The organism is Microbacterium sp. 22296 (assembly GCF_052045385.1).
Taxonomy (GTDB): Bacteria; Actinomycetota; Actinomycetes; order Actinomycetales; family Microbacteriaceae; genus Microbacterium.
The window spans coordinates 87,469-108,745 of the sequence record NZ_JBQEOS010000004.1 but is presented as its reverse complement, the minus strand read 5'-3'; the positions used below and the strand labels follow the sequence as shown (position 1 = coordinate 108,745).

Below are 21,277 nucleotides of genomic sequence, written 5' to 3'. Positions count from 1 at the left end.
CTCCCGCGGCGCCGCACTCTCACGGGCGCAGCAGCACCTTGCCCACGCGGGGCGAGTCGCTCGCGGTGACGGCGTCGACGATGTCGTCGAGGCCGAAGGTGGCGGCGACGGGGAGGGTCACGGTGCCGTCGGCGAGGTAGCGCGACAGCTCGCCGAAGAGGGCGCCGCGGGTGTCGGCATCCATCGTCTTGCTGACCACGCTGCCCCAGAAACCCTTCACGGTGGCCTGGCGGAAGATGATGTCGCCGGCCGAGAGCTCGAGCTTGCCCGCGCCCATTGAACCGAAGATCACGAGCGTGCCGTTCTCGCTCAGCAGCGACAGCACGTCGTTGCTGGCGGAACCTCCGACCGAGTCGACGCCCGCGACGATCTTCGCGCCGTCGGCGAGGGCGAGGGCCGTGTCACGCCAGTCGTCGGCGTCGGTCGAGACGACGTTGTCGATGCCCTGCTCGGCGAGTTCGGCGACGGCGCTCTGACGGCGCACGAGGCCGATCACGTGGATGCCGCGAGCCTTGGCGATCTGCGCGACCATGCGGCCGACGGCCCCATTGGCGGTGTTCTGCACGATCCAGTCGCCCGGCTTCAGGTCGAGCGAGTGGAGCAGGCTGATGGCGCTGAAGGGCATCGACACGAGCTGCGAGGCGACCTCGTCGCTCAGGCCGTCGGCGACGGGGATGAGGCCCGCGGCCTTGGTGACGACCTGTTCGGCCCAGACGCCGAAGGTTCCGCCGGTGGCCACGCGCTGGCCGACGGTGAGGCCCTCGACGCCCTCGCCGAGCTCCTCGACGATGCCGACCGCTTCGGTGCCGGCCGGCGCGGGCAGGTCGGGCTTGAAGCCGTAGGTGCCGCGGATGGTCCACAGGTCGTGGTTGTGGATGGGCGACAGCAGCACGCGCAGACGCACCTCGCCGGGGCCGGGGGTCGGGGTCTCGACCTCTTCGACGCCGAGGACGTCGGCGGGCTCGCCGAACTCGTGGTGGATGACTGCGCGCATGGAATGCCTCCTGTGGTTATTTTGTAACGACCGGTCTAATATAGACCCGGGCGCCTTGCCGCGCGACGGGAAGGCCCTGAGCGTGTCGATGGGTCCGGTGGCTTCGACAGGCTCAGCCACCTCGGCCCGAGCCGGAACGCAGGACCCTGAGCTCGTCGATGGGTCCGGTGGCTTCGACAGGCTCAGCCACCTCGGCCCGAGCCGGAACGCAGGACCCTGAGCTCGTCGATGGGTCCGGGGGCTTCGACAGGCTCAGCCGCCTCGGCCCGAGCCGGAACGCAGGACCCTGAGCTCGTCGATGGGTCCGGTGGCTTCGACGAAACCAGGAGATGGAGATCATGGGCAGGACGCCGAGCTTCGAGCGCACCGCCGTCGTCGACGCCGCACGCGATGTCTTCTGGCGTCGCGGCTACGCCGAGACCGGCATCGCCGAGCTCGAGGAGGCGACCGGCCTCACCCGTTCCAGCCTCTACAACGCCTTCGGCAGCAAGCGCGGTCTGTTCGACGCGGTCCTCGCCGCCTACCTCGACGACGTCGTGCGCACGCGTCTGCGTCCGCTGGGTGCGGGCGACCCCGGCGCGCTCGAGGCCTACGTCGCCGAGATGCACGCGGCGATCGCCGACGACGCCCCGCGCGCGCGTCTCGGCTGCCTGCTGCTGAACGCCGGGTCGTCGCCCCTCGCGAGCGACGACGCCGAGGTCCGCGCCCTCGTCTCGGGCTATGCGGCCGAGATGCGCGCCGCCATCCGCGCCGCTGTCGCCGACCGCCGCCCCGATCTGTCCCCGGATGCCGTGGACGCCCTCGCGGCGGTCTGCGCCTCGCTCGTGGTGGCCGGACTCACCCTCGCGCGCGCCGATCGCGATGCGGCGCTGGGGACCCTGGCATCCATCCCGGCGACGCTGGAGTCGTGGGGGCGGGGCTGATCGCGCGAGTCGCCAAAAGTTGTCGCCGCCGGGCCTCTCGAAGCGACAGATCGTGGCGAGTCGCGCGGTGAGGGTGCGGGCTCAGCCCAGCTTGACCGCGGTGCCGTAGGCGACGACCTCCTGGAAGTTCTGCGCCACCTCGCTCGTGTCGAATCGCATCGCGACGACCGCATCCGCCCCCATCGCCTGAGCGGCCTCGATCAGGCGCTGCTTGGCTTCGTCACGACTCTCCTGAAGTTGCTGAGTGAGGCCCTGCAGCTCGCCGCCGAAGAGGGACTTGATGCCGGCGCCGAACTGCACGCCGATGTTGCGGGCGCGCACGGTCAGGCCGGTCACTTCGCCGTAGACCTCGACGATCTGACGGCCGGGGACATCGTTCATGGTGGTCACGAGCATGGGCCCAGTGTGTCAGGGGGTTGCTGTCCGCGCGAGGGGTGATTTCTGCCGCTCTGTGTATACGCAAGTGGCCCAGCGTGCGTAACGTGAGCCATTTTCACGCGCGACTGCATACAATGAGAGGCGACGTGAGGGAGGTGCGACATGCGGGCGAGCGAACGCGCGTACGCGACCCTCCTCGACGAGATCCAGACCGGCGCCCTGGCGCCCGGAACGGTGCTGGGCGAGGTGGAGCAGTCCACGCGCCTGGGTGTCAGCCGCACGCCGCTGCGCGAGGCCCTGCGGCGGCTGGCCTCCGACGGACTCGTCATCCAGGCCTCGCCGCGGGTCACCGTCGTCGCCGGCATCGACGCCGACGACATCCGCGCCCTGTTCGACCTTCGTCGCGCGCTCGAGACGGAGGCCGCCCGCCTGGCCGCGCAGCGCGGCGACCGACGGGTGTTCCTCGCGCTGGCCGCGGAGTTCGAGCGTGTCGACACCGCGGATGCCGACGACTACTACGCCCTCATCTCCCGCTTCGACGCGGCGCTCGACGCCGCCGTCGACAACGCCTACCTCTCCGCGGCCCTGCGCAGCGTGCGAACCCACCTCGTGCGGGTACGACGGATGGCCCGCTTCAACCCCCTTCGCCTCTCGGCATCCGCCGGGGAGCATGGACTGATCGCGCGAGCGATCGGCGCCGGCGACCCCGAACTCGCCGCCCACGCCACCCACGTGCACCTGCACAACGCCCTGACCACCATCCTCGAAGCCCTCACGGAGGACCCCTCATGACGATCACCCACCACGTGCGCGTGCACCGCAGCGACGAGAACCTCGTCCGCGAGGGACAGCTCGCCTGGGCCCTCGCCCGGGTCGCGGTCGACCCGGTCCCCGTCGACGACGACGTGGTCGACATGATCGTCAACCGCCTCATCGACAACGCGGCCGTCGCCGCGGCGTCCCTCACCCGTCAGCCGGTGAGCGCTGCTCGTCAGCAGGCGCTCGACCACGCCGTGTCGATCGGCGGATCCGGCGCCACCGTGTTCGGGTGCGCGCTCGAGCGGCGCTCGAGCCCCGAATGGGCAGCCTGGGCCAACGGCGTCGCCGTGCGCGAGCTCGACTACCACGACACCTTCCTCGCCGCGGAGTACTCGCACCCCGGCGACAACATCCCGCCCGTGCTCGCGGTGGCCCAGCACACCGGCCGCGACGGCGCCGCTCTCGTGCGCGCGCTCGCGACGGCGTACGAGATCCAGATCGATCTCGTGCGGGCGATCTCGCTGCACAAGCACAAGATCGACCACGTCGCCCACCTCGGTCCCGCGGCCGCCGCGGGTATCGGCACCCTGCTCGACCTCGACCAGGAGACGATCTACCAGGCCATCGGCCAGGCCCTCCACACCACCACCGCCACCCGGCAGTCGCGCAAGGGCGAGATCTCGACCTGGAAGGCGCACGCCCCCGCCTTCGCCGGCAAGATGGCGATCGAGGCCGTCGACCGTGCGATGCGCGGCGAGACGAGCCCCTCGCCCATCTACGAGGGTGAGGACGGTGTCATCGCGTGGATGCTCGACGGGCCCGACGCCTCGTACGACGTCCCGCTGCCCGACGAGGGCGAGAGCAAGCGCGGCATCCTCGACTCGTACACGAAGGAGCACTCGGCCGAGTACCAGGCGCAGGCGTGGATCGACCTCGCACGCCGCCTCGGCACGGAGCGCCCCGACCTCCGTGACCCGGCGAACGTGGCATCCATCGTCCTGCACACCAGCCACCACACGCACTACGTGATCGGGTCGGGGGCGAACGACCCGCAGAAGTACGACCCCACCGCCTCGCGCGAAACGCTCGATCACTCGATCCCGTACATCTTCGCGGTCGCGCTGCAGGACGGCGCCTGGCACCACGTCGACTCCTACGCCCCCGAGCGCGCGGGCCGCGACGACACCGTCGCCCTCTGGCAGAAGGTCACCACGGCCGAGGATGCCGAGTGGACGCGCCGTTACCACTCCGAGGATCCGAACGAGAAGGCCTTCGGCGGTCGCGTCGTGATCACCCTGACCGACGGCTCGACGGTGGAGGACGAGATCGCCGTCGCCGACGCCCACCCCCTCGGCGCCCGTCCGTTCGCGCGCGAGGACTACGTCCGCAAGTTCCGCGTGCTGGCCGAGCCGGTACTGACGCCGGAGGAGATCGAGCGTTTCCTCGAGCTCGTGCAGCGTCTTCCGGAGCTGACTCCCGCCGAGGTCATGCAGCTCACGATCGTGGCCAAGCCGGGCGTGCTGGCGCTCGCGCCGGCGCCGAAGGGGCTGTTCTGATGCGCGGGGGCGGGTGCGCGCCAGTCCGGCCCGAGCCGCCGGCGCGCGAGCTGTCGCCGGCGAACACAACGCAGGAGATCCGAGCGGTTGACGCCGGAATGTTCCGCATCGCCCCGGCCCCCTCCGTCTTCTTCCTGCGTTCCGCCCCGCGGGAAGTGTGGGCCTGATGTCGCGGCCTGGGATGCGCCCGGCGCCCTCTGACAGCCGTGGGGGGAGCACAACGCAGGAGGTTTCAACAGCCCGAGGCTCGACCCTCGCAGAATCTCGGCTCCCCACCGCAGCCGTGACCGGACAACTCCTGCGTCATGTCGCGGCACGGCGAGGCGTGGCCACGGCAGAGAGGAGAGGGAACTGATGCTCTACGCCCAGACCACCCCGCAGCAGAAGCGTCGCGCGCTGCGCGAGAAGCTGGCATCCGGGGAGCTCGTGCGGATGCCGGGGGCCTTCAATCCGCTGTCGGCCCGGCTCATCGAGCGCAAGGGTTTCGACGGCGTCTACATCTCGGGCGCCGTGATCTCGGCCGACCTGGGCCTGCCCGACATCGGGCTGACGACCCTCACCGAGGTCGCGGGCCGGGGCCAGCAGATCGCGCGCATGACGGAGCTGCCCGCGATCATCGACGCCGACACCGGGTTCGGGGAGCCGATGAACGTCGCGCGCACGATCCAGACGCTGGAGGACGCGGGCCTCGCCGGCACCCACATCGAGGACCAGGTCAACCCGAAGCGCTGCGGTCATCTCGACGGCAAGAGCGTCGTGGATGCCGACACGGCGATCAAGCGCATCCGCGCCGCCGTCGATGCCCGGCGCGATCCGGACTTCCTCATCATGGCGCGCACCGACGTGCGCGCGGTGGAGGGGTTGGATGCCGCGATCGACCGCGCCAAAGCCCTGGTCGACGCCGGCGCCGACGCGATCTTCCCCGAGGCGATGCGCGACCTGGGCGAGTTCGAGGCGATGCGCTCGGCACTCGACGTGCCGATTCTGGCGAACATGACGGAGTTCGGAAAGTCCGAGCTGTTCTCCACGTCGCAGCTGCGCGACGCCGGCGTGAACCTCGTCATCTGGCCGGTGTCGCTGCTGCGGCTCGCGATGGGCGCCGCCGGTCGAGGGCTCGACGCCCTGGCATCCGAGGGTCACCTGCGCGACCACCTCGGCGAGATGCAGCACCGCGCCGACCTCTACGACCTCATCGACTACGAGGGATACACCCGCTTCGACGCCTCGGTGTTCGACTTCACCGTCGAGCGCTGAGGCGGCGGGGCCTGCGGTCGGAGCGGTTCGGCGAACCGTGTCCCGATCTGTGCAAACCGCGTCCCGATTTCGGCTGCCCGGGGCGGCTCCAGACAGCCAGAATCGGGACACGGCTCGCCTCGTCGCCCCGCCTCGCAGCCGAAATGGGGACGAAGTTCCCCGCACCGCGCCGGCAGAATCCGGCAGCATGAACACCGAGCACGACTCGAGGGAGACACGATGACCGACATCAAGAAGGGCCTCGCCGGCGTCACGGTCGACGAGACCGCCGTCAGCAAGGTGAACCCCGAAACCAACAGCCTCCTCTACCGCGGGTACCCCGTGCAGGAGCTCGCCGCCACCCAGCCGTTCGAGGCGGTGGCGTATCTGCTCTGGAACGGGGAGCTTCCGGATGCCGCACAGCTCGCCGACCTGCGCCGGATCGAGCGCGAGCATCGAGCGCTGGCAGACGACGTCCGCGCCGCGATCGACCTGCTGCCGACCAGCGCGCACCCGATGGACGAGGTCCGCACCGCCGTGAGCGTGATCGGCGCGCGCGAGACCGCGGGCATCGCGAACGTGATGGATGCCGTGGGCACCCCCGAAGAGAACCTCCAGCGGTCCGTGCGCCTGTGGGCCCAGCTGCCCGCGGTCGTCGCGTACGGCCAGCGCCGTCGTCGGGGCCAGGAGCTGACCGACCCCCGCGACGACCTCGACTACGCGGCGAACTTCCTCTGGATGACGTTCGGCGAGGATATCTGCGCACGCGCGGAGGGGGCTATGCCTGTCGAAGCCGCCGGGGGTGCGTCGGTGCCGGACCCTTCGACAAGCTCAGGGTCCTCGGCTGCGCGCTCGGGGTCCTCGGGGGCGAGCTCGGGTTCGGCGGAGGGGGCTGAGCCTGTCGAAGCCACCGGGGGTGCGTCGGTGCCGGACCCTTCGACAAGCTCAGGGTCCTCGGCTGCGCGCTCGGGGTCCTCGGCCGTTCCCGACCCCGTCGTCGTCGACGCCTTCAATCGCTCGATGACCCTTTACGCCGAGCACTCCTTCAACGCCTCGACCTTCACCGCCCGCGTCATCGCCTCGACGCTCAGCGACCTGTACTCGGCGGTGGTCGGTGCGATCGGCGCGCTGAAGGGGCCGCTCCACGGCGGAGCGAACGAGGCCGTGCTGCACGTGTTCACCGAGATCGGTTCGGCCGAGAACGTCGGCCCCTGGCTCGACGCCGCCCTCGCCGAGAAGCGCAAGATCATGGGCTTCGGTCACCGCGTCTACAAGCGCGGCGACTCGCGCGTGCCCACGATGAAGGCCGCCCTCGACACTCTCGTCGCCCACTACGACCGCCCCGACGTCGCCGCGCTCTACGACGCGCTCGAATCGCAGTTCGTCGAGCGCAAGGGCATCTACCCGAACCTCGACTACCCCTCGGGCCCGGCCTACGACCTGATGGGCTTCGACACCCTCACCTTCACCCCCCTCTTCGTCGCCGCGCGCGTCACGGGCTGGACGGCGCACATCCGCGAGCAGCAGGCGTCGAACGCGCTGATCCGGCCGTTGTCGGAGTACGTCGGCCCCGACGAGCGACACGTCGAGGGATACGTTCCGGATGCCGCCGCCGTCGAGGCGCAGGAGCGTCCCGAGGAGGCGGCGGGCTGATGTCCGAGCCGAAGATCGTCATCGTCTCGGGCGCCCGCACGCCCATCGGGTCGTTCGGGGGTGCGCTCTCGGGCGTCGACGCGTACGAGCTCGGGGCGGTCGCGGTCGCCGAGGCGCTGCGCCGCGCGGGCGTCGCCGCCGCAGACGTCGACGAGGTCGTCATGGGCTGCATCGCCCAGAACGGCCCCGACGCCTACAACGCTCGTCGCGTCGCGCTCGCCGCGGGGCTTCCCACCCGCGTCCCCGCCTTCACGGTGAACCGCCTGTGCGGCTCGGGGCTGCAGGCGATCTGGTCGGCGGCGCAGGAGCTGCGTTGGGGTGGCATCGACGTCGCGGTGGCCGGCGGCGACGAGAGCATGTCGCGCACACCCTTCCTCGATTACGGCGCCCGCGGCAACGCGCGGCTCGGCGACCGGACGCTCCTCGACGGAACGCTGGCGATCCTCACCGACCCGTTCAGCGGTCGGCACATGGGTACGACGGCCGAGGTCGTGGCATCCCGGTACTCCGTGTCGCGCGCGGAGCAGGACGCCTTCGCCGTCGAGAGCCAGCGTCGGGCCGCGACGGATGCCGCGCGTGCGGCCTTCGCGGAGGAGATCGTGCCCGTGACCACCGGTGGACGCAAGCCCGTCGAGGTGTCGGTCGACGAGCACCCGCGACCGGACACCACCCTCGAGGTGCTGGCGAAGCTGCGGTCGGCGTTCGAGAAGGACGGGTCGGTCACGGCCGGCAACTCCTCGGGCATCAACGACGGCGCCGCCGCGACCGTGCTGATGCGTGAGGACGACGTGCGCGAGAGGGGGCTGACGGGCCTGGCGACCCTCGAGGCGGTCACGACCGCGGGCGTCGACCCCGAGATCATGGGCTACGCGCCGGTCCTCGCTCTGCAGCGGCTCTGGGACCAGACGGGTCTGAGCCCCGCCGACGTCGACGTGATCGAGCTGAACGAGGCGTTCGCCGCTCAGGCCGTCGCGGTGATCCGCGATGCGGGCCTCGATCCCGAGCGGGTCAATCCCTACGGCGGCGCGATCGCACTGGGGCACCCGGTCGGAGCGACGGGCGCGATCCTGACTGTGCGCGCCGCACTCGACCTGCAGCGCCGAGACCTCAAGTACGCCGTCGTGACGATGTGCATCGGCGGCGGCCAGGCCCTCGCCGCGCTGCTGCGGCGGTACTGACCCGGGCGCTTTCCCGCGCGAGGGGTCGGAAACTGTCGCCCAGCCGTGCTCTGGGCGACCCGAGATCCGCGTGAGTCGCCGGGTTGTGTCGCCAGCGAGCCTGTCGAAGCGACAAACCATGGCGACTCACGCGCTGGGCGGCTGCCCCGGGATACTGGACGCATGAGCCTGTTCCTCCTCGGCGGTGGTCGCGACCTCGCGCGCTGCGGTGACCTGTTGCGTCCTTTCGTCGCCGAGGCTCGACATCGCGCCGCAGATCGCGCCCCCGTGATCGCCCTGTTTCTCGTGCTCGAGGCGGATGACGATTCGTCGGTCGCACGCTTCCTGGCGATGCTCGAGGCAGCGGGCGCGACAGCGGAGGAGATTCGCGTGGAGTCGATCGTCGAGGGTGAGGTGTACGACGCCGCAGCGATCGACGCCGACGCGCTGTTCGTCGGCGGGGGTCTCTCCCCGGCGTACCTGAACGCCTTCGCGCATGTCCGGGATGCCGTGATCGACCGAGTGCGCGAGGGGGTCCCGTACGCCGGTTTCTCTGCCGGATCGGCGATCGCGGCGGGACCCGCGCTCGTCGGCGGGTATCGCGTCCGCGGGGTCGAGGTCGTGTCGGAGGACGCGAGCGAAGAGCTCGACGCGATCGACGTGCGACCGGGTCTCGGACTCCTCGACTTCGCTGTGGACGTGCATGCCGCCCAGTGGGGCACCCTCTCGCGTCTCGTCGCAGCGGTCGACGCGGGGCTCGTCGCCGACGGTGTGGCGATCGACGAGAACACGGCCCTCGTGGTCTCGGCGCAGGCGGCCCCGGTCGTGCGCGGCAGCGGTCAGGTCTGGCGCGTCGAGTCCGCGGCATCCGGGGTGAACGTTCAGGTGCTCCGCCCCTGAGGGGCGATATGCGCGTGAGGGGTCGAGAAGTGTCGCTCGGCGCGGTCGCAGGCCACATGTCCCGACCCCTCGCGCGAACGGCAACGGCCCCCACCCGAAGGTGAGGGCCGTCCCGGTGCGGTGCGTCAGACGCGACGGCGGCGAAGCGCGACGGAGAGGCCGCCCGCGACCACGAGGAACCCGCCCGCGAGGGCGATGCCCCATGGCAGCTCGGTGCCGGTCTTCGCCAGCGTTCCCGTGCCGGCAGCTGCCGCGCTCGGGCTGGCCGACGGCGATGCGGTCGGCGTGCCCGTCGGCGTCGCCGTCGGCGTGGGGGTGGCCGTCGGCGTGGGCGTCGGCGTCACCGTGCCCTCGTCGACCGGGCTCGAGCCGAGCAGGTACGCGCGACCGAGCGGCGACGGTGCGACCGTCCCCTTCGCGGTGAAGTAATCGACGGTCGCCTGCAGGTCGATCTGGCCCGAGTCGGCTTTGCCGGTGCCCTGCGCGAAGGTGGTGAAGTTGTCACCGCCGGCGGCGAGGAACGAGTTGGTCACCACGCGGTACGATGCGGCCGGGTCGACCGCGACGCCGTTCAGGGCGATCGACGAGATGCGCGATCCCGTGGCGGCGTTGGGGTCGTACGCGAAGGTGAAGCCCTTCGAAACGCCCAGCGCGAGCACCGGTCGCGACGCGCCCGCGGGTTGCCACTGCTGCTCCAGCACGCTCTTCAGCTGCGCTCCGGTGAGCGAGACCGTCACGAGCGTGTTGCCGAAGGGCTGCACGTTCGCGGCCTCGCGGTAGGAGACGGAGCCGTTGTCGGTGCCGTAGAGCAGGTCGGCGCGGAGTCCGCCGGGGTTCATGAACGCGATCTGCGCGTCCTGCCCGTTGAACGAGGGGTTCTCGCTCGTCGCCCACAGGTAGACGTCGGCGACGGTGTTGCCGAGCGTGGAGTACGAGCCGCGGTCCTCGCCGCCCGATGCGTTCTTGGCGCGGGTGATATCGGTCGTGATCTTGCCGACCTCGACCTGGCCCTTCACATCGGCCGTGGCTTTCGCCTTCGCCACGATCTCGGCCGTCTCGGCCTGCGGGTAGGCGATGTACTGGCCCACCGTGGTGTCGTAGAGCGAACGCACCCCGGGCGTGATCGAGACGAGGTCGCCGGCGGCGTCCAGGTCGACGTCGAGGGTGCCGAGGTTGGTGCCGTACTGCCCGGCCTGGATGACCGGGCGACCGCCGATGGTGCACGCGTACTTCTGGTGCGTGTGCGCCGAGACGATCGCGTCCACGTCGCTGGAGGCGCCCCGGACGAGGTCGCCGTAGTCTCCGGACTCGACCGCGATCTTCGAGCAGTCGGTGCCTTCAGAGCCCTCGTGGGCGAGCAGCACGACGATGTCGGCGCCGGCGGCGCGGGCGTTCTTCGCCTCGCGGTTGGCCGCTTCGACCTGGTCGCCGAACTCGATCTGGGTGATCTTCGACGGGTCGACCATGCCGGCCGTCTGGCGCGTGACCGTGCCGACGAAGGCGACCTTCGTGCCGTCGACGTCTTTGATCGTGTAGGGCTTGAGGGCGGGGGTCTTCGTGCCCTTCTCGTACACGTTCGCTCCGAGGGCGTAGTCGCTGAACGCGTCCGCCTGCGGGTCGCCCTCGTAGCGGGGGATGACGCGGTCGGTCAGGTCGGCGAAGCCGCGGTCGAACTCGTGGTTGCCCACGGCGCTGACGTCGAGGGTCGCCGCACGCAGGGCGTCGATGGTGGGGTTGTCCTGGTCGATGAACGACTCGAATGCGCTGGCGCCGATGTTGTCGCCGGCCGAGACGAAGAGCGTGTCCGGGTTCTGCTGGCGGTACCGCTCGACGGCTCCCGCCACCACGGCTGCTCCCGCGACGCCCCCGGTCTCCTGCAGCAGGCGGCCGTGGAAGTCGTTGATCGTGAGGATCTGCAGGTCGGGCGTCTTCGGCTGCGTCGGCCGCACCTCGAACACCGTGGTGGTGCCTGAGACCTCGTTGCCCGTGATCAGCAGCGGCACACCGGTGGGCGATCGCAGCGACGAGACGAAGGTGATGCCCTCGGGTCCGAGGTCGCCCGCCGCGGCGGTCTTCACGTCGGCCGACGCGTCGCGGTTGTTGATGTACGTGACGTACGCGGGCTTCTTCGGGTCGGTGATGTCGTAGACCATCACGCCGCCCGCCCGCTCGAGACCGATGAACGCGTAGGGTCGCCCGTCGACGACGCCGACCGTGACGTTCTCGGGCTCCGGGCCCTTGTCGTCGCTGCGGTCGTCGACGGTGTTGTTGTCGTTGGAGACGTTGAACAGCTGAGGAGCGACCTCCTTGAGCTTCTGCTCGAACTGGTCGCCCGAGTCGAAGACGAGAGTGCCCTTGGTGTCCCAGATCGAGAACGAGCGCGCGCCGTAGGCGTACAGCTCGCTGTAGCACCCGTCGGCGGTGACCCCGAGGTCGGTGACGACCTTGAGACGGCCGAGGTCGGTGTCGGCGGCGCGTCCCGCGAGCGGCGACGTCGCACAGACGGGCGCGAGTCCGTCGACGCCGAGGTCCTTCACCCGGGCTTCGTCGATGAAGGAGCCCCATTCGCGTCCGTCGCCCTCGTTGGCGGTGACGAGGTAGGTGGATGCCTTGCCGTCGACGCTCGCCGAGTACGAGGCGATGCCGTCGGGCATGTACAGGCCCTTCAGGCCCGGCACGGTGCGGATGTTCGCGCCGTCCTTGTCGCTGGGGTCGAGTCCCACGGTGCCCCAGTCCTTGTAGCCCAGGGGCAGGATTCCGGTCACCTCCGCCTTCGCGAGGTCCACCGTCGCGAGCGCATTCGCCTCCTGCAGGGCGACGTAGGCGACGGTCCCGTCGACCGTGATGTACTCCGGCTCGAGGTTGCGCGAGACGCGGTTGCTCGAGAGGGTGGTCGGATCTTGTCCGGGCGCGGCCACGTCGGGCCCGAAGACACGGACCTTCGCGTCGAGGGTCTTGGTGCCGCCCGGCTCGAAGGCGCCGAAGCCGGCGGTCTTCACCGCGCTCTGCGCGGGTGCCGCGACGCTCGTGCTCAGGGCGACCACGCTCACCGAGCCCTCGGGGTCGACCGAGAAGTCGTCGGCCGGTTCGCCTTCGTTCGCGACGACGGCGTACGCGCCGTCCTTCGAGAACGTCACCATGTCGGGAAGGGCGCCCACGGTGATCTCGCCGAGCGTGGCGCTCGTGGCATCCGACGTGCCGGCGTCGAAGAACACGAGGTGGCCGGGGTCGGTCTTGGTCTCCGCCTCGAAGGCGATGACGCCGAGACCGTCGTCGCGCACGGCGACGGAGTTGGCGACACCGGTCGAGGAGATGTCGAAGAGCTCGACGGGCTTCGCGGGGTCGCTGTTGTCGAGAACCGAGACGGTGCCCGCTTCGGCGTTGACGACGAACAGGCGGTCGCGCCAGGCCTGCACGATCTCGGCGGCCGACTTCTTGTAGATGCCGGTGTCGTACGAGCCCACGGGGGTGACGGTGAGGGCTGCACCCGGAGCGCTGTTCGAGACGGGCTGGGAGACGATCGCGGCGGATGCCGCCGTGGCGCTCGACAGGGCGAGTGCGCACACCGCCGCGGTCGTCGCGGTGAACGCGGCGGCGCGGCGAAGGAGGGTCGAAGGCATGGCTGTGTCCTCGGATTCGGGTGGGGGATGCGATCGCGCGGGCGGCGCGAACTCGTGGATTCTGCCTGGATGCGGTGACGCCCGGGTGAACGGAGCGGGAACGGGGCGCCCGCTCGCTGCGTGTCGCCCCGGCCGGAGAGAGCAGCGGCCCTGGACGCCCGTGGCGGTCGTACTCTCGTGACATGAGCCAGGATGCCGCCGGCGGACCGCCGCCCGGAGCGCACACCGACGAACCGCACCGCCAGGGCCTCTCGCAGCGCCTCAACGGGCTGCGCGCCGGAGTGCTCGGCGCCAACGACGGCATCGTGTCGACCGCGGCGGTCGTGGTGGGCGTCGCGGGGGCGACGACCGCGACCGGACCGGTCCTGGTGGCGGGCCTTGCGGCCCTCGTCGGCGGCGCGATCTCGATGGCTCTGGGGGAGTACATCTCGGTGTCGAGTCAGCGCGACAGCGAGCACGCGCTCATCCAGAAGGAGCGCCGCGAACTCGCGGAGGATCCGGATGCCGAGTTCGCGGAGCTCGTGGGCCTGTACGAGGCTCAGGGGCTCTCGCGCGACACCGCGACGCGCGTCGCGACCGAGCTCACGGCATCCGATGTCCTCAAGGCCCACCTCTCGGTCGAGCTGAACCTCGACGCCGAAGACGTGGTGAGTCCGTGGACGGCGGCGCTGGCCTCGGCGGTGGCCTTCACCGTCGGAGCCGTCCTTCCGCTGCTCACGATCCTGCTCGCGCCCGTCGAGGTGCGCATCGCCCTCACCTTCGTGGCCGTGCTCATCGCCCTCGCGGTCACCGGCTACCTCGCCGCGTGGATCGGCGGAGCGCGGCGCGGGCGCGCGATCCTGCGGACCGTGATCGGCGGCGCGCTGGCCCTCGGCGCGACCTATCTCGTGGGTTCGTTGTTCGGCGTGGCATCCGCGTAGATCTTGCGCTCGCGCGTTCCCGTGGGGTCGTTGTTCGGTGTGGCATCCGCGTAGTGCTGTCTCATCGTGAGAAACGCTCTCGCGCGCAGGACACGCCTCGTCATCGCGTTTCTCGCGCGGCGGAGCGTTTCTTGGACGTGCGTCGACCGGCTTTTGCTCGTGTTCCCTATCAATTACTAGGACGTCCAGCTAATCTGGGAGGTGCGACGACGCCGTCGCCCTCACGAAGGAGAGCCGCATGGACACCACCCCTGCTCCCGCGCTCGACGCCCCGTCCGCCGGAACCCTCTCGGCCGACGAACGCGCCGCCATCCTCGACGCCGTGCGCGATTTCGCCGCGACCGAGCTCGCTCCGCACACCCTCGAATGGGATGCCGAGAAGCACTTCCCCCGCGACGTCCTCCGCCGCGCGGGGGAGCTGGGCCTCGGCGGCGTCTACGTCAACGACGACGTGGGCGGCGCCGGGCTGACACGGGCCGACGCGGTCGCGATCTTCGAGGAGCTCGCGTACGGCGATCCCACCGTGACGGCCTACATCACGATCCACAACATGGTGGCCTGGATGATCGACGCCTACGGCACCGACGCCCAGCGCGAGCGCTGGCTCCCCGGCCTCGTCGCCATGGAGGATCTCGGCGCCTATTGCCTGACCGAACCGGGCGCGGGATCGGATGCCGCGGCCATCACGACCTCCGCGATCCGTCACGGCGACACCTACGTGCTCACCGGCGTCAAGCAGTTCATCTCGGGCGCCGGCGAGGCGTCCGTCTACGTCGTCATGGCCCGCACGGGCGAACCGGGGGCACGGGGCATCAGCGCCTTCCTCGTGCCCGCCGACGCCGCGGGACTGTCGTTCGGGCCGAACGAGAAGAAGATGGGGTGGAACGCGCAACCCACGCGTGCCGTCGTGCTCGACGAGGTGCGGGTGCCGGCCGAGAACCTGCTCGGCGGGGAGGGCCGCGGGTTCTCGATCGCCATGACGGCGCTGAACGGCGGGCGTCTGAACATCGCCACCTGCTCCCTGGGTGGGGCGCGGTGGGCGCTCGACCGCGCCGTCGCGTACGTGCACGAGCGGTTCACGTTCGGCGAACCGCTGGCCGAGAAGCAGTCGGTGGTGTTCGCCGTGGCCGACATGGCCACCGAGCTCGAGGCCGCACGACTGCTCGTGCGCGATGCGGCGCTCGCCCTCGACGCCAAGGCCCCCGACACGGCCACCCGCTGCGCCATGGCGAAGCGCTTCGCGACCGATGTCGGCTTCCGCGTCGCCAACGAGTCGCTGCAGCTGCACGGCGGCTACGGGTATCTGCAGGACTACGGCATCGAGAAGGTCGTGCGCGATCTGCGGGTGCACCAGATCCTCGAGGGCACGAACGAGATCATGCGGCTGATCGTCGGCCGGAGCGTCCTCGCGGCGTGAGCGTGCGGTCGGCGGGGTTTGGGCGCCGGTCAGGGAATCCCTCGATAGATGTCGGGGGTGCGTGCAAGCATTCGGGGGCGGCAGTGTCCGCATCGCCCGAGACCTGAGACGACGGGAGTCACCATGACCGACCAGGATGCCGAGTACCAGACCATCCGCGTCGAACAGCGCGGCCGGGTCGGGTGGATCACGCTCGACCGCCCCGAGGCGCTGAATGCGCTCGACACCCGGACGATGCGCGAGGTGGTCGCGGCGGCCGAGGCGTTCGACGCCGACACGGGGATCGGAGCGATCGTGGTCACCGGCAGCGAGAAAGCGTTCGCCGCGGGCGCCGACATCAAAGAGATGGAGCAGAAGTCGGGCCTCGACATGACGCTCACCGATCACTTTGGTGCCTGGGCGCGTTTCGCCGCCGTGCGTACGCCCGTGATCGCCGCGGTCTCGGGGTACGCGCTGGGTGGAGGATGCGAGCTCGCGCTCATGTGCGACGTGATCCTGGCATCCGAGCGGGCGAGATTCGGTCAGCCCGAGGTGCAGCTGGGAGTCATTCCCGGCATGGGCGGCACCCAGCGGCTCGTCCGCGCCCTCGGGTATTACAAGGCCGCCGAACTCGTGCTCACCGGGCGCATGATCGACGCCGCCGAAGCCGAGCGCGCGGGGCTGGTGTCGCGCGTCGTCCCTGCCGACGACCTGCTCGACGAGGCCGAGGCCGTCTCTCGCACGATCGCCGAGAAGCCCCTGCCCGCGCTGTACGCGGCCAAGGCGGCGCTCGACGTGGCCCTGGAGTCGACGCTCGCCGAGGGTGTGCGCTTCGAACGGCAGGCCTTCGCCGGTCTCTTCGACACCGCCGACCAGAAAGAGGGGATGGCGGCGTTCCGCGAGAAGCGTCCGCCGTCCTTCACCCATCGATGAACGCCTCTGCGCGGCGTCGTCCCCCGGCCGGCGTTCACGCCGGGCGGGTGGGGCCGTCGTGCGCCGAGAGCGCTCTGCGGCCTCAGAGCGGCTCGGGCACGGGCGCCGGGTCGGCGAAGTCGCCGGCACCCTTGCGGAAGCGCGCGATGATGCGCACCAGCGCGATCGCGTCGTCGTCGTCGAGACCGAGGTCGGCGAACACCACGTTCAACGCCTCGGTCGCCTCATCGACCCGGCTCCGGCCCGCGTCGCTCAGCACGAGCAGGGCCGCTCGTCCATCGGTGGGATGCGGCTCGCGTGAGATCAGCCCGTCGCGGGTCAGGCGCTCGACACTGTTCGTGACGCTCGTGGGGTGCACCTGCAACCGCGTGATGGCGCTGGCCATCGGCATCCGTCCTTCGCGGGTGAAGGCGAGCAGCCGGAGCATCTCGAAGCGCGAGAACGACAGGTCGTACGGCTTGAGCGCGCGGTCGATGGATGCCATGAGCAGCTGGTGCGCCCGGATCACCGAGGTCACGACCGTCATGCCGTCGGCGGCCTCGTCCCACCCGTGTGCCAGCCACTGGCGCTTGGCCTCGGCGATCGGGTCGACCGGCAGTCGTCGCGTCATCGGTCCTCCTTCGGCTTCACGGTACCGCTCGCGCGCCGCCGGTGCCCGGCGGCGGGGTTCGGCGCGGCTCCCGGCCCGCACGGGCACTCGCCGTCGGCGGTGGGGGACGCGGCTCCCGGCCCATTCGGGCGCCTCGCGCTCGGGAAGGCAGCCGTGCGGGCTTCCGCCCCTCCGCCACGAACCCGGCCGCGGCGCCGCCGCTGCGGCATCCCTCCCCTCGACGAAGGAGACGCATCGATGAAGATCGTGGTCCTGATCAAAGAAGTGCCCGACACCTGGGGCGAGCGTCGACTCGACCTCGAGACCGGACTCGCCGATCGTGGCGCGTCGGCGCCCGTGCTCGACGAGATCGACGAGCGTGCGGTCGAGGTCGCCCTTCGGCACGCCGACGCGCACCCCGGCACCGAGGTGACGGTCGTGTCGATGGCACCCGCGTCGGCCACCGCGACGATCCGCAAAGCACTCGCGATGGGGGCGAACTCGGCCGTGCACATCGTCGACGACGCCCTGCGCGGGGCCGATCTGCTGCTCACCGCCGAGGTGCTCGCCGCCGCCGTGCGCCGCATCGACTACGACCTCGTGATCGCGGGAAACGTCTCGACCGACGGAGGCGGAGGCGTGATCGCCGCGATGGTCGCCGAGCTGCTCGGTCTACCGCAGCTCACCGGGCTCGCCGCCCTCGAGCTGTCCGACGGGGCGGTGTCGGGGGAGCGGGTGAGCGACGCGGGCACGATGCGGGTCACGGCCGAGCTCCCCGCGGTGGTGTCGATCACCGAGGCGCTCCCCGAGGGGCGGTTCACGACGTTCAAGGGCATCATGGCGGCGAAGAAGAAGCCGTACGAGACCCTGGATGCCGCCGCCCTCGGCATCGAGCCCGATGATCCGACCGTCGCCCGCTACATCATGCTGTCGGTCGCCGAGCGACCCCCACGGACGGCCGGCACGAAGATCGTCGACGAGGGTGACGCCGGCGAGAAGCTCGCCGCGTTCCTCGTGGCCGAGGGGGTGGCGTGATGGGCGTCGCGCTGGTCCTGCTCGAGGTGCTTCCGAGCGGCGTGCTCGCGGCGACGACGCCCGGCCTGCTGGCGGCCGCTGCGCGGGTCGGCGACCCGGTCGCCCTCGTCGTCGCCGCCCCCGACGCCCTCGCCGGGGCCGCGGCCGAAGCCGCCGGGATGGGCGCCGTCCGCGTGCTGACGGCGACGACGGCGCCCGACGCCCTCACGGTCCCCATCGTCGACGCACTCGTCGCGGCCCTCGATCGCGAGCGCCCCGACCTCGTGCTGGCCTCGAATGCCGTCGAACCGCGCGACGCGCTGGCCCGACTGGCCGCTCGTCGTCGGCTGCCCCTGGCCACCGACATCGTCGGCGTCGATCGCGATGAGATCGGCGTCCTGGCGCACCATTCGGTTCTCGGCGGCGCGTTCACCGTCGAGGGCGCCCCCACCTTCGGCCCGATGCTGGCCACCTTGCGGCCGGGCTCGGTCGACCTGCGTCTCGAAGCGCAGCCGCTCCTCCACGAGGAGCTCGAGGTGACGGCATCCGGGGTCCGCGCGGCCCGCGTCGAGGGATTCGCCGAGACCTCCGCGCCCTCTTCGCGCCCGGAACTCCGCGGGGCCACCGCGGTGGTCGCGGGAGGGCGGGGTGTCGGCTCGCGCGAGGACTTCGCCCTCGTCGAGCGTCTCGCCGACGCGCTCGGCGCGGCGGTCGGCGCCTCGCGCGCGGCGGTGGATGCGGGCTACGTCCCCGCGAGCGCGCAGGTGGGCCAGACCGGAGTCTCGGTGTCACCGCGCCTGTACATCGCCCTCGGCATCTCGGGGGCGATCCAGCACCGCGCGGGGATGCAGACGGCCGGCACGATCGTCGCCATCGACAAGAATTCCGACGCGCCGATCTTCGACATCGCCGACTTCGGTATCGTCGGAGATCTGTTCACCGTCGTCCCGCAACTCATCAGCGCGCTCGAGGCCCACAAGAAATAGATGGCGTCCACACCACGCACCCCGCGTCCCGGGCTGCCGCGCGTCCCCGGCGGGGAGCCCTGGCCGCCCGCGGCCTCCGGCGTGCCCGCGGCCTCCGGCGCTTCCGAGGACGTCGAGGACAGCGTGGTCGACGCCTCATCCCTGGCCGCCGGTACGCCCCGCACCGCGGGTTCCGAAGCGAACGGCCGCGAGGCGGCGCCCCGTTCGGCGCAGGCCTCGCATACGGGTGCGGATCCCGCGGATGCCACGCGGAATGCTGCGATCATCGGCTCCTTCTCCGAGGATGTGCGCGCGGATGCCACGGACGCGACGTATGCGCGGGCGGATGCCACGGACGCGACGTATGCGCGGGCGGATGCCACGGACGCGACGTATGCGCGGACGGATGCCACGGACGCGACCGCGCTGCCCGCCGCCGCGCCGCATCCGGTCGCCGGTTCGCACCCGGGTCCCGCCCCCGACCCGATCGCCGCCCACGGCACTGACGCCTCGCCCGCGGTGGCGACGGTGCGCCGTGGTCTGCCGCGCGAGCCGGGCGGTGAGCCCTGGCCGCCGGCGCCCCCGGCCGTCGCGGATTCGGCTTCCGGCGGTCCCGCGCCGACTCCCGCGGTTGCGGATCCGGCTTCTACCGGGCCCACGCTGACTGCTGCGTCCTCCACGGTTGCAGATACGGGCCCCTTCGTGCCGGCGCCGGCTGCCGCGTCTTCGGCCGTTGCGGAGTCGGACGACGGCATCCGGACGGAGGGGTCGGCCGGATCCGTCGCGGCATCGGTCGCACGCGATGATCCGGCGCGCGCCTCGGGTTCCGCCGCGGTCCCCGCGCTTCCCGACGCAGACCATCCTCGTCGCGGACTTCCCCGCGAGCCGGGCGGTCAGCCCTGGCCCCCCGCGCACGAGTCCGGTGCCCCTTCGCCCCGCCCGGTCGCGGCCGTCGATGCTTCGCTGCCCGGGGCTGCGGCATCCGGCTCGCCCCGTGATGCGGACGGTCCGCCGCCCGAGGTCGCGGCATCCGGCTCGTCCCGTGATGCGGACGGTCCGCCGCCCGAGGTCGCGGTATCCGGATCCCGCCCGGCCTCGGCGGCCCCTCCCGTCGCGGCGTCCCCTCCGCCGGAGGCGACCACGCCGATCGACGCCGCCCCGTCCGACCCCCCGTCGCAGGACGCGCCCACCGCACCGCGCGCCCCGCTGACCGTGCGGCGGACCGTCTGGCCGGGGGCCGCCGCCTCCGCTGAGCGACCTTCGAGGACGGAGCCGAAACGCGTCGGCCCGTTCACGCCGCTGCAGTGGCTCGGCTCCACCGCGGTGCTCGGCGTCTTCGCGCTCGCCCTCGCGGGTATCACGGTGCTCGTGGCGCGGTTCCTCCTCGCGCTCGGTCCGGGCCAGGAGTTCCTCGCCGCCTACCCGGGCGAATACCACCTGCCCGATTCCGCGCCCGTCGGCATCCCCGCGTGGCTCAACTGGTCGCACTTCCTCAACAGTTTCTTCCTGTTGTTCATCATCCGCACGGGCTGGCAGGTGCGCAGCGAGAAGCGCCCCGCGGCGTTCTGGTCGCCGCGGAAGAACAAGCGCCGCCGCATCAGCCTGACGCTGTGGTTCCACCAGGCGGTCGACATCCTCTGGATCGCGAACGGCGTCGTCTTCGTCGTGCTGCTGTTCGCCACCGGACAGTGGATGCGGATCGTGCCGACTTCGTGGGAGGTCTTCCCCAACGCGCTGTCGGCGGCGCTGCAGTACGTCTCGCTCGACTGGCCCACCGAGAACGGGTGGGTGAACTACAACAGCCTGCAGCAGCTGTCGTACTTCGCGATCACCTTCCTGGCCGCTCCCCTCGCCATCGTGAGCGGCGTGCGGCTGTCGGGCGTTTGGCCGAAGGATGCCGAGCGGCTCAATCGGCTGTACCCGGTCGAGTGGGCGCGCAAGGTGCATTTCCCCGTGATGCTGTTCTTCGTCGCGTTCATCGTGGTGCACGTCGCTCTCGTCCTGGCCACCGGCGCGCTGCGCAACCTCAACCACATGTACGCCGCCCGCGGCTCGGTCGACCCCGACGCCTTCACGAGCGACCCGACCGGTCTGCTGATCTTCGCGGCATCCCTGCTGGTGATGGCCGTCGGCTGGGCGGCTGCGCGTCCCCGCGTTCTCGTGCCGATCGCCCGTCTCTTCGGCGACGTCAAGCAGCGCTGACCCGGCTCGCCGACCCGTGCCGTTTCGCCGAGATGACTCGTTTCGCGCGAGATGACCCCGTTCTTGGCCGAATCGCGGGTGATCT

17 protein-coding genes are annotated in these 21,277 nt (G+C 71.2%); 13 read left to right on the top strand and 4 right to left on the bottom strand.

Features of this window, described 5'->3' with window-relative positions:
- Window positions 1-19: 19 nt before the first annotated feature.
- On the bottom strand, window positions 20-994 hold the full coding sequence (locus ACTJJP_RS09650; RefSeq protein ID WP_440774801.1) for a zinc-binding dehydrogenase: 975 nt from the start codon (window positions 992-994) through the stop codon (window positions 20-22).
- A 338-nt stretch (window positions 995-1,332) separates the two neighbouring features.
- On the opposite strand from ACTJJP_RS09650, the gene ACTJJP_RS09645 reads away from it, so the two are divergent.
- Complete coding sequence (locus ACTJJP_RS09645) at window positions 1,333-1,917, top strand: TetR/AcrR family transcriptional regulator (protein WP_440774800.1); 585 nt, start codon at window positions 1,333-1,335, stop codon at window positions 1,915-1,917.
- A gap of 81 nt (window positions 1,918-1,998) precedes the next feature.
- On the opposite strand, the gene ACTJJP_RS09640 is transcribed toward ACTJJP_RS09645, so the two are convergent.
- Window positions 1,999-2,313, bottom strand: coding sequence for a YbjQ family protein (locus tag ACTJJP_RS09640; protein ID WP_440774799.1), 315 nt, complete (start codon window positions 2,311-2,313; stop codon window positions 1,999-2,001).
- 144 nt (window positions 2,314-2,457) lie between these two features.
- Here ACTJJP_RS09640 and ACTJJP_RS09635 point away from each other — a divergent pair, with 144 nt between their 5' ends.
- From ACTJJP_RS09635 to ACTJJP_RS09610, 6 genes are all read left to right on the top strand, one after another.
- Window positions 2,458-3,087 (top strand): GntR family transcriptional regulator, encoded by a 630-nt coding sequence (locus ACTJJP_RS09635; protein ID WP_440774798.1) that lies wholly within the window; start codon window positions 2,458-2,460, stop codon window positions 3,085-3,087.
- Window positions 3,084-4,610 carry an MmgE/PrpD family protein gene (locus ACTJJP_RS09630; protein WP_440774797.1) on the top strand — a complete coding sequence of 509 codons (1,527 nt, stop codon included), beginning with the start codon at window positions 3,084-3,086 and terminating at the stop codon, window positions 4,608-4,610. The genes ACTJJP_RS09635 and ACTJJP_RS09630 overlap by 4 nt, the downstream gene beginning before the upstream one ends.
- Before the next feature lie 354 nt (window positions 4,611-4,964).
- On the top strand, window positions 4,965-5,864 hold the full coding sequence (gene prpB, locus ACTJJP_RS09625) for a methylisocitrate lyase (RefSeq protein WP_440774796.1): 900 nt from the start codon (window positions 4,965-4,967) through the stop codon (window positions 5,862-5,864).
- Window positions 5,865-6,083: 219 nt separating this feature from the next.
- The gene (locus tag ACTJJP_RS09620) at window positions 6,084-7,496 is read left to right on the top strand and encodes a citrate/2-methylcitrate synthase (RefSeq protein WP_440774795.1); all 1,413 of its coding nucleotides are present in this window, start codon (window positions 6,084-6,086) and stop codon (window positions 7,494-7,496) included.
- Entirely contained in the window at window positions 7,496-8,674 is a 1,179-nt protein-coding gene (locus ACTJJP_RS09615) for a thiolase family protein (RefSeq protein ID WP_440774794.1), read from the top strand. Before ACTJJP_RS09620 ends, ACTJJP_RS09615 begins: the two co-directional genes overlap by 1 nt.
- Window positions 8,675-8,836: 162 nt before the next feature.
- Window positions 8,837-9,553, top strand: a complete 717-nt coding sequence (locus ACTJJP_RS09610) for a Type 1 glutamine amidotransferase-like domain-containing protein (RefSeq protein WP_440774793.1) — start codon at window positions 8,837-8,839, stop codon at window positions 9,551-9,553.
- A gap of 125 nt (window positions 9,554-9,678) precedes the next feature.
- Here ACTJJP_RS09610 and ACTJJP_RS09605 read toward each other — a convergent pair whose 3' ends face one another.
- Window positions 9,679-13,173, bottom strand: a complete 3,495-nt coding sequence (locus ACTJJP_RS09605; RefSeq protein ID WP_440774792.1) for a choice-of-anchor I family protein — start codon at window positions 13,171-13,173, stop codon at window positions 9,679-9,681.
- A 182-nt stretch (window positions 13,174-13,355) separates the two neighbouring features.
- Here ACTJJP_RS09605 and ACTJJP_RS09600 point away from each other — a divergent pair, with 182 nt between their 5' ends.
- From ACTJJP_RS09600 to ACTJJP_RS09590, 3 genes are all read left to right on the top strand, one after another.
- Complete coding sequence (locus tag ACTJJP_RS09600; protein WP_440774791.1) at window positions 13,356-14,093, top strand: VIT1/CCC1 transporter family protein; 738 nt, start codon at window positions 13,356-13,358, stop codon at window positions 14,091-14,093.
- Between the two features lie 238 nt (window positions 14,094-14,331).
- The gene (locus tag ACTJJP_RS09595; RefSeq protein ID WP_440774790.1) at window positions 14,332-15,510 is read left to right on the top strand and encodes an acyl-CoA dehydrogenase family protein; all 1,179 of its coding nucleotides are present in this window, start codon (window positions 14,332-14,334) and stop codon (window positions 15,508-15,510) included.
- A 123-nt stretch (window positions 15,511-15,633) separates the two neighbouring features.
- Complete coding sequence (locus tag ACTJJP_RS09590; RefSeq protein ID WP_440774789.1) at window positions 15,634-16,422, top strand: enoyl-CoA hydratase-related protein; 789 nt, start codon at window positions 15,634-15,636, stop codon at window positions 16,420-16,422.
- Window positions 16,423-16,504: 82 nt separating this feature from the next.
- Here the strand turns inward: ACTJJP_RS09590 and ACTJJP_RS09585 are convergent, their stop codons facing one another.
- Window positions 16,505-17,032 carry a MarR family winged helix-turn-helix transcriptional regulator gene (locus tag ACTJJP_RS09585; protein ID WP_440774788.1) on the bottom strand — a complete coding sequence of 176 codons (528 nt, stop codon included), beginning with the start codon at window positions 17,030-17,032 and terminating at the stop codon, window positions 16,505-16,507.
- Window positions 17,033-17,269: 237 nt separating this feature from the next.
- Here ACTJJP_RS09585 and ACTJJP_RS09580 point away from each other — a divergent pair, with 237 nt between their 5' ends.
- From ACTJJP_RS09580 to ACTJJP_RS09570, 3 genes are read left to right on the top strand one after another with little or no spacing between them, the layout of a single operon-like run.
- A complete protein-coding gene (locus ACTJJP_RS09580) occupies window positions 17,270-18,046 on the top strand; it encodes an electron transfer flavoprotein subunit beta/FixA family protein (RefSeq protein WP_440774787.1) in 777 nt (258 codons plus the stop codon).
- Window positions 18,046-19,011, top strand: a complete 966-nt coding sequence (locus tag ACTJJP_RS09575; protein WP_440774786.1) for an electron transfer flavoprotein subunit alpha/FixB family protein — start codon at window positions 18,046-18,048, stop codon at window positions 19,009-19,011. The genes ACTJJP_RS09580 and ACTJJP_RS09575 overlap by 1 nt, the downstream gene beginning before the upstream one ends.
- Entirely contained in the window at window positions 19,012-21,192 is a 2,181-nt protein-coding gene (locus ACTJJP_RS09570; protein ID WP_440774785.1) for a cytochrome b/b6 domain-containing protein, read from the top strand.
- Window positions 21,193-21,277: the final 85 nt, after the last annotated feature.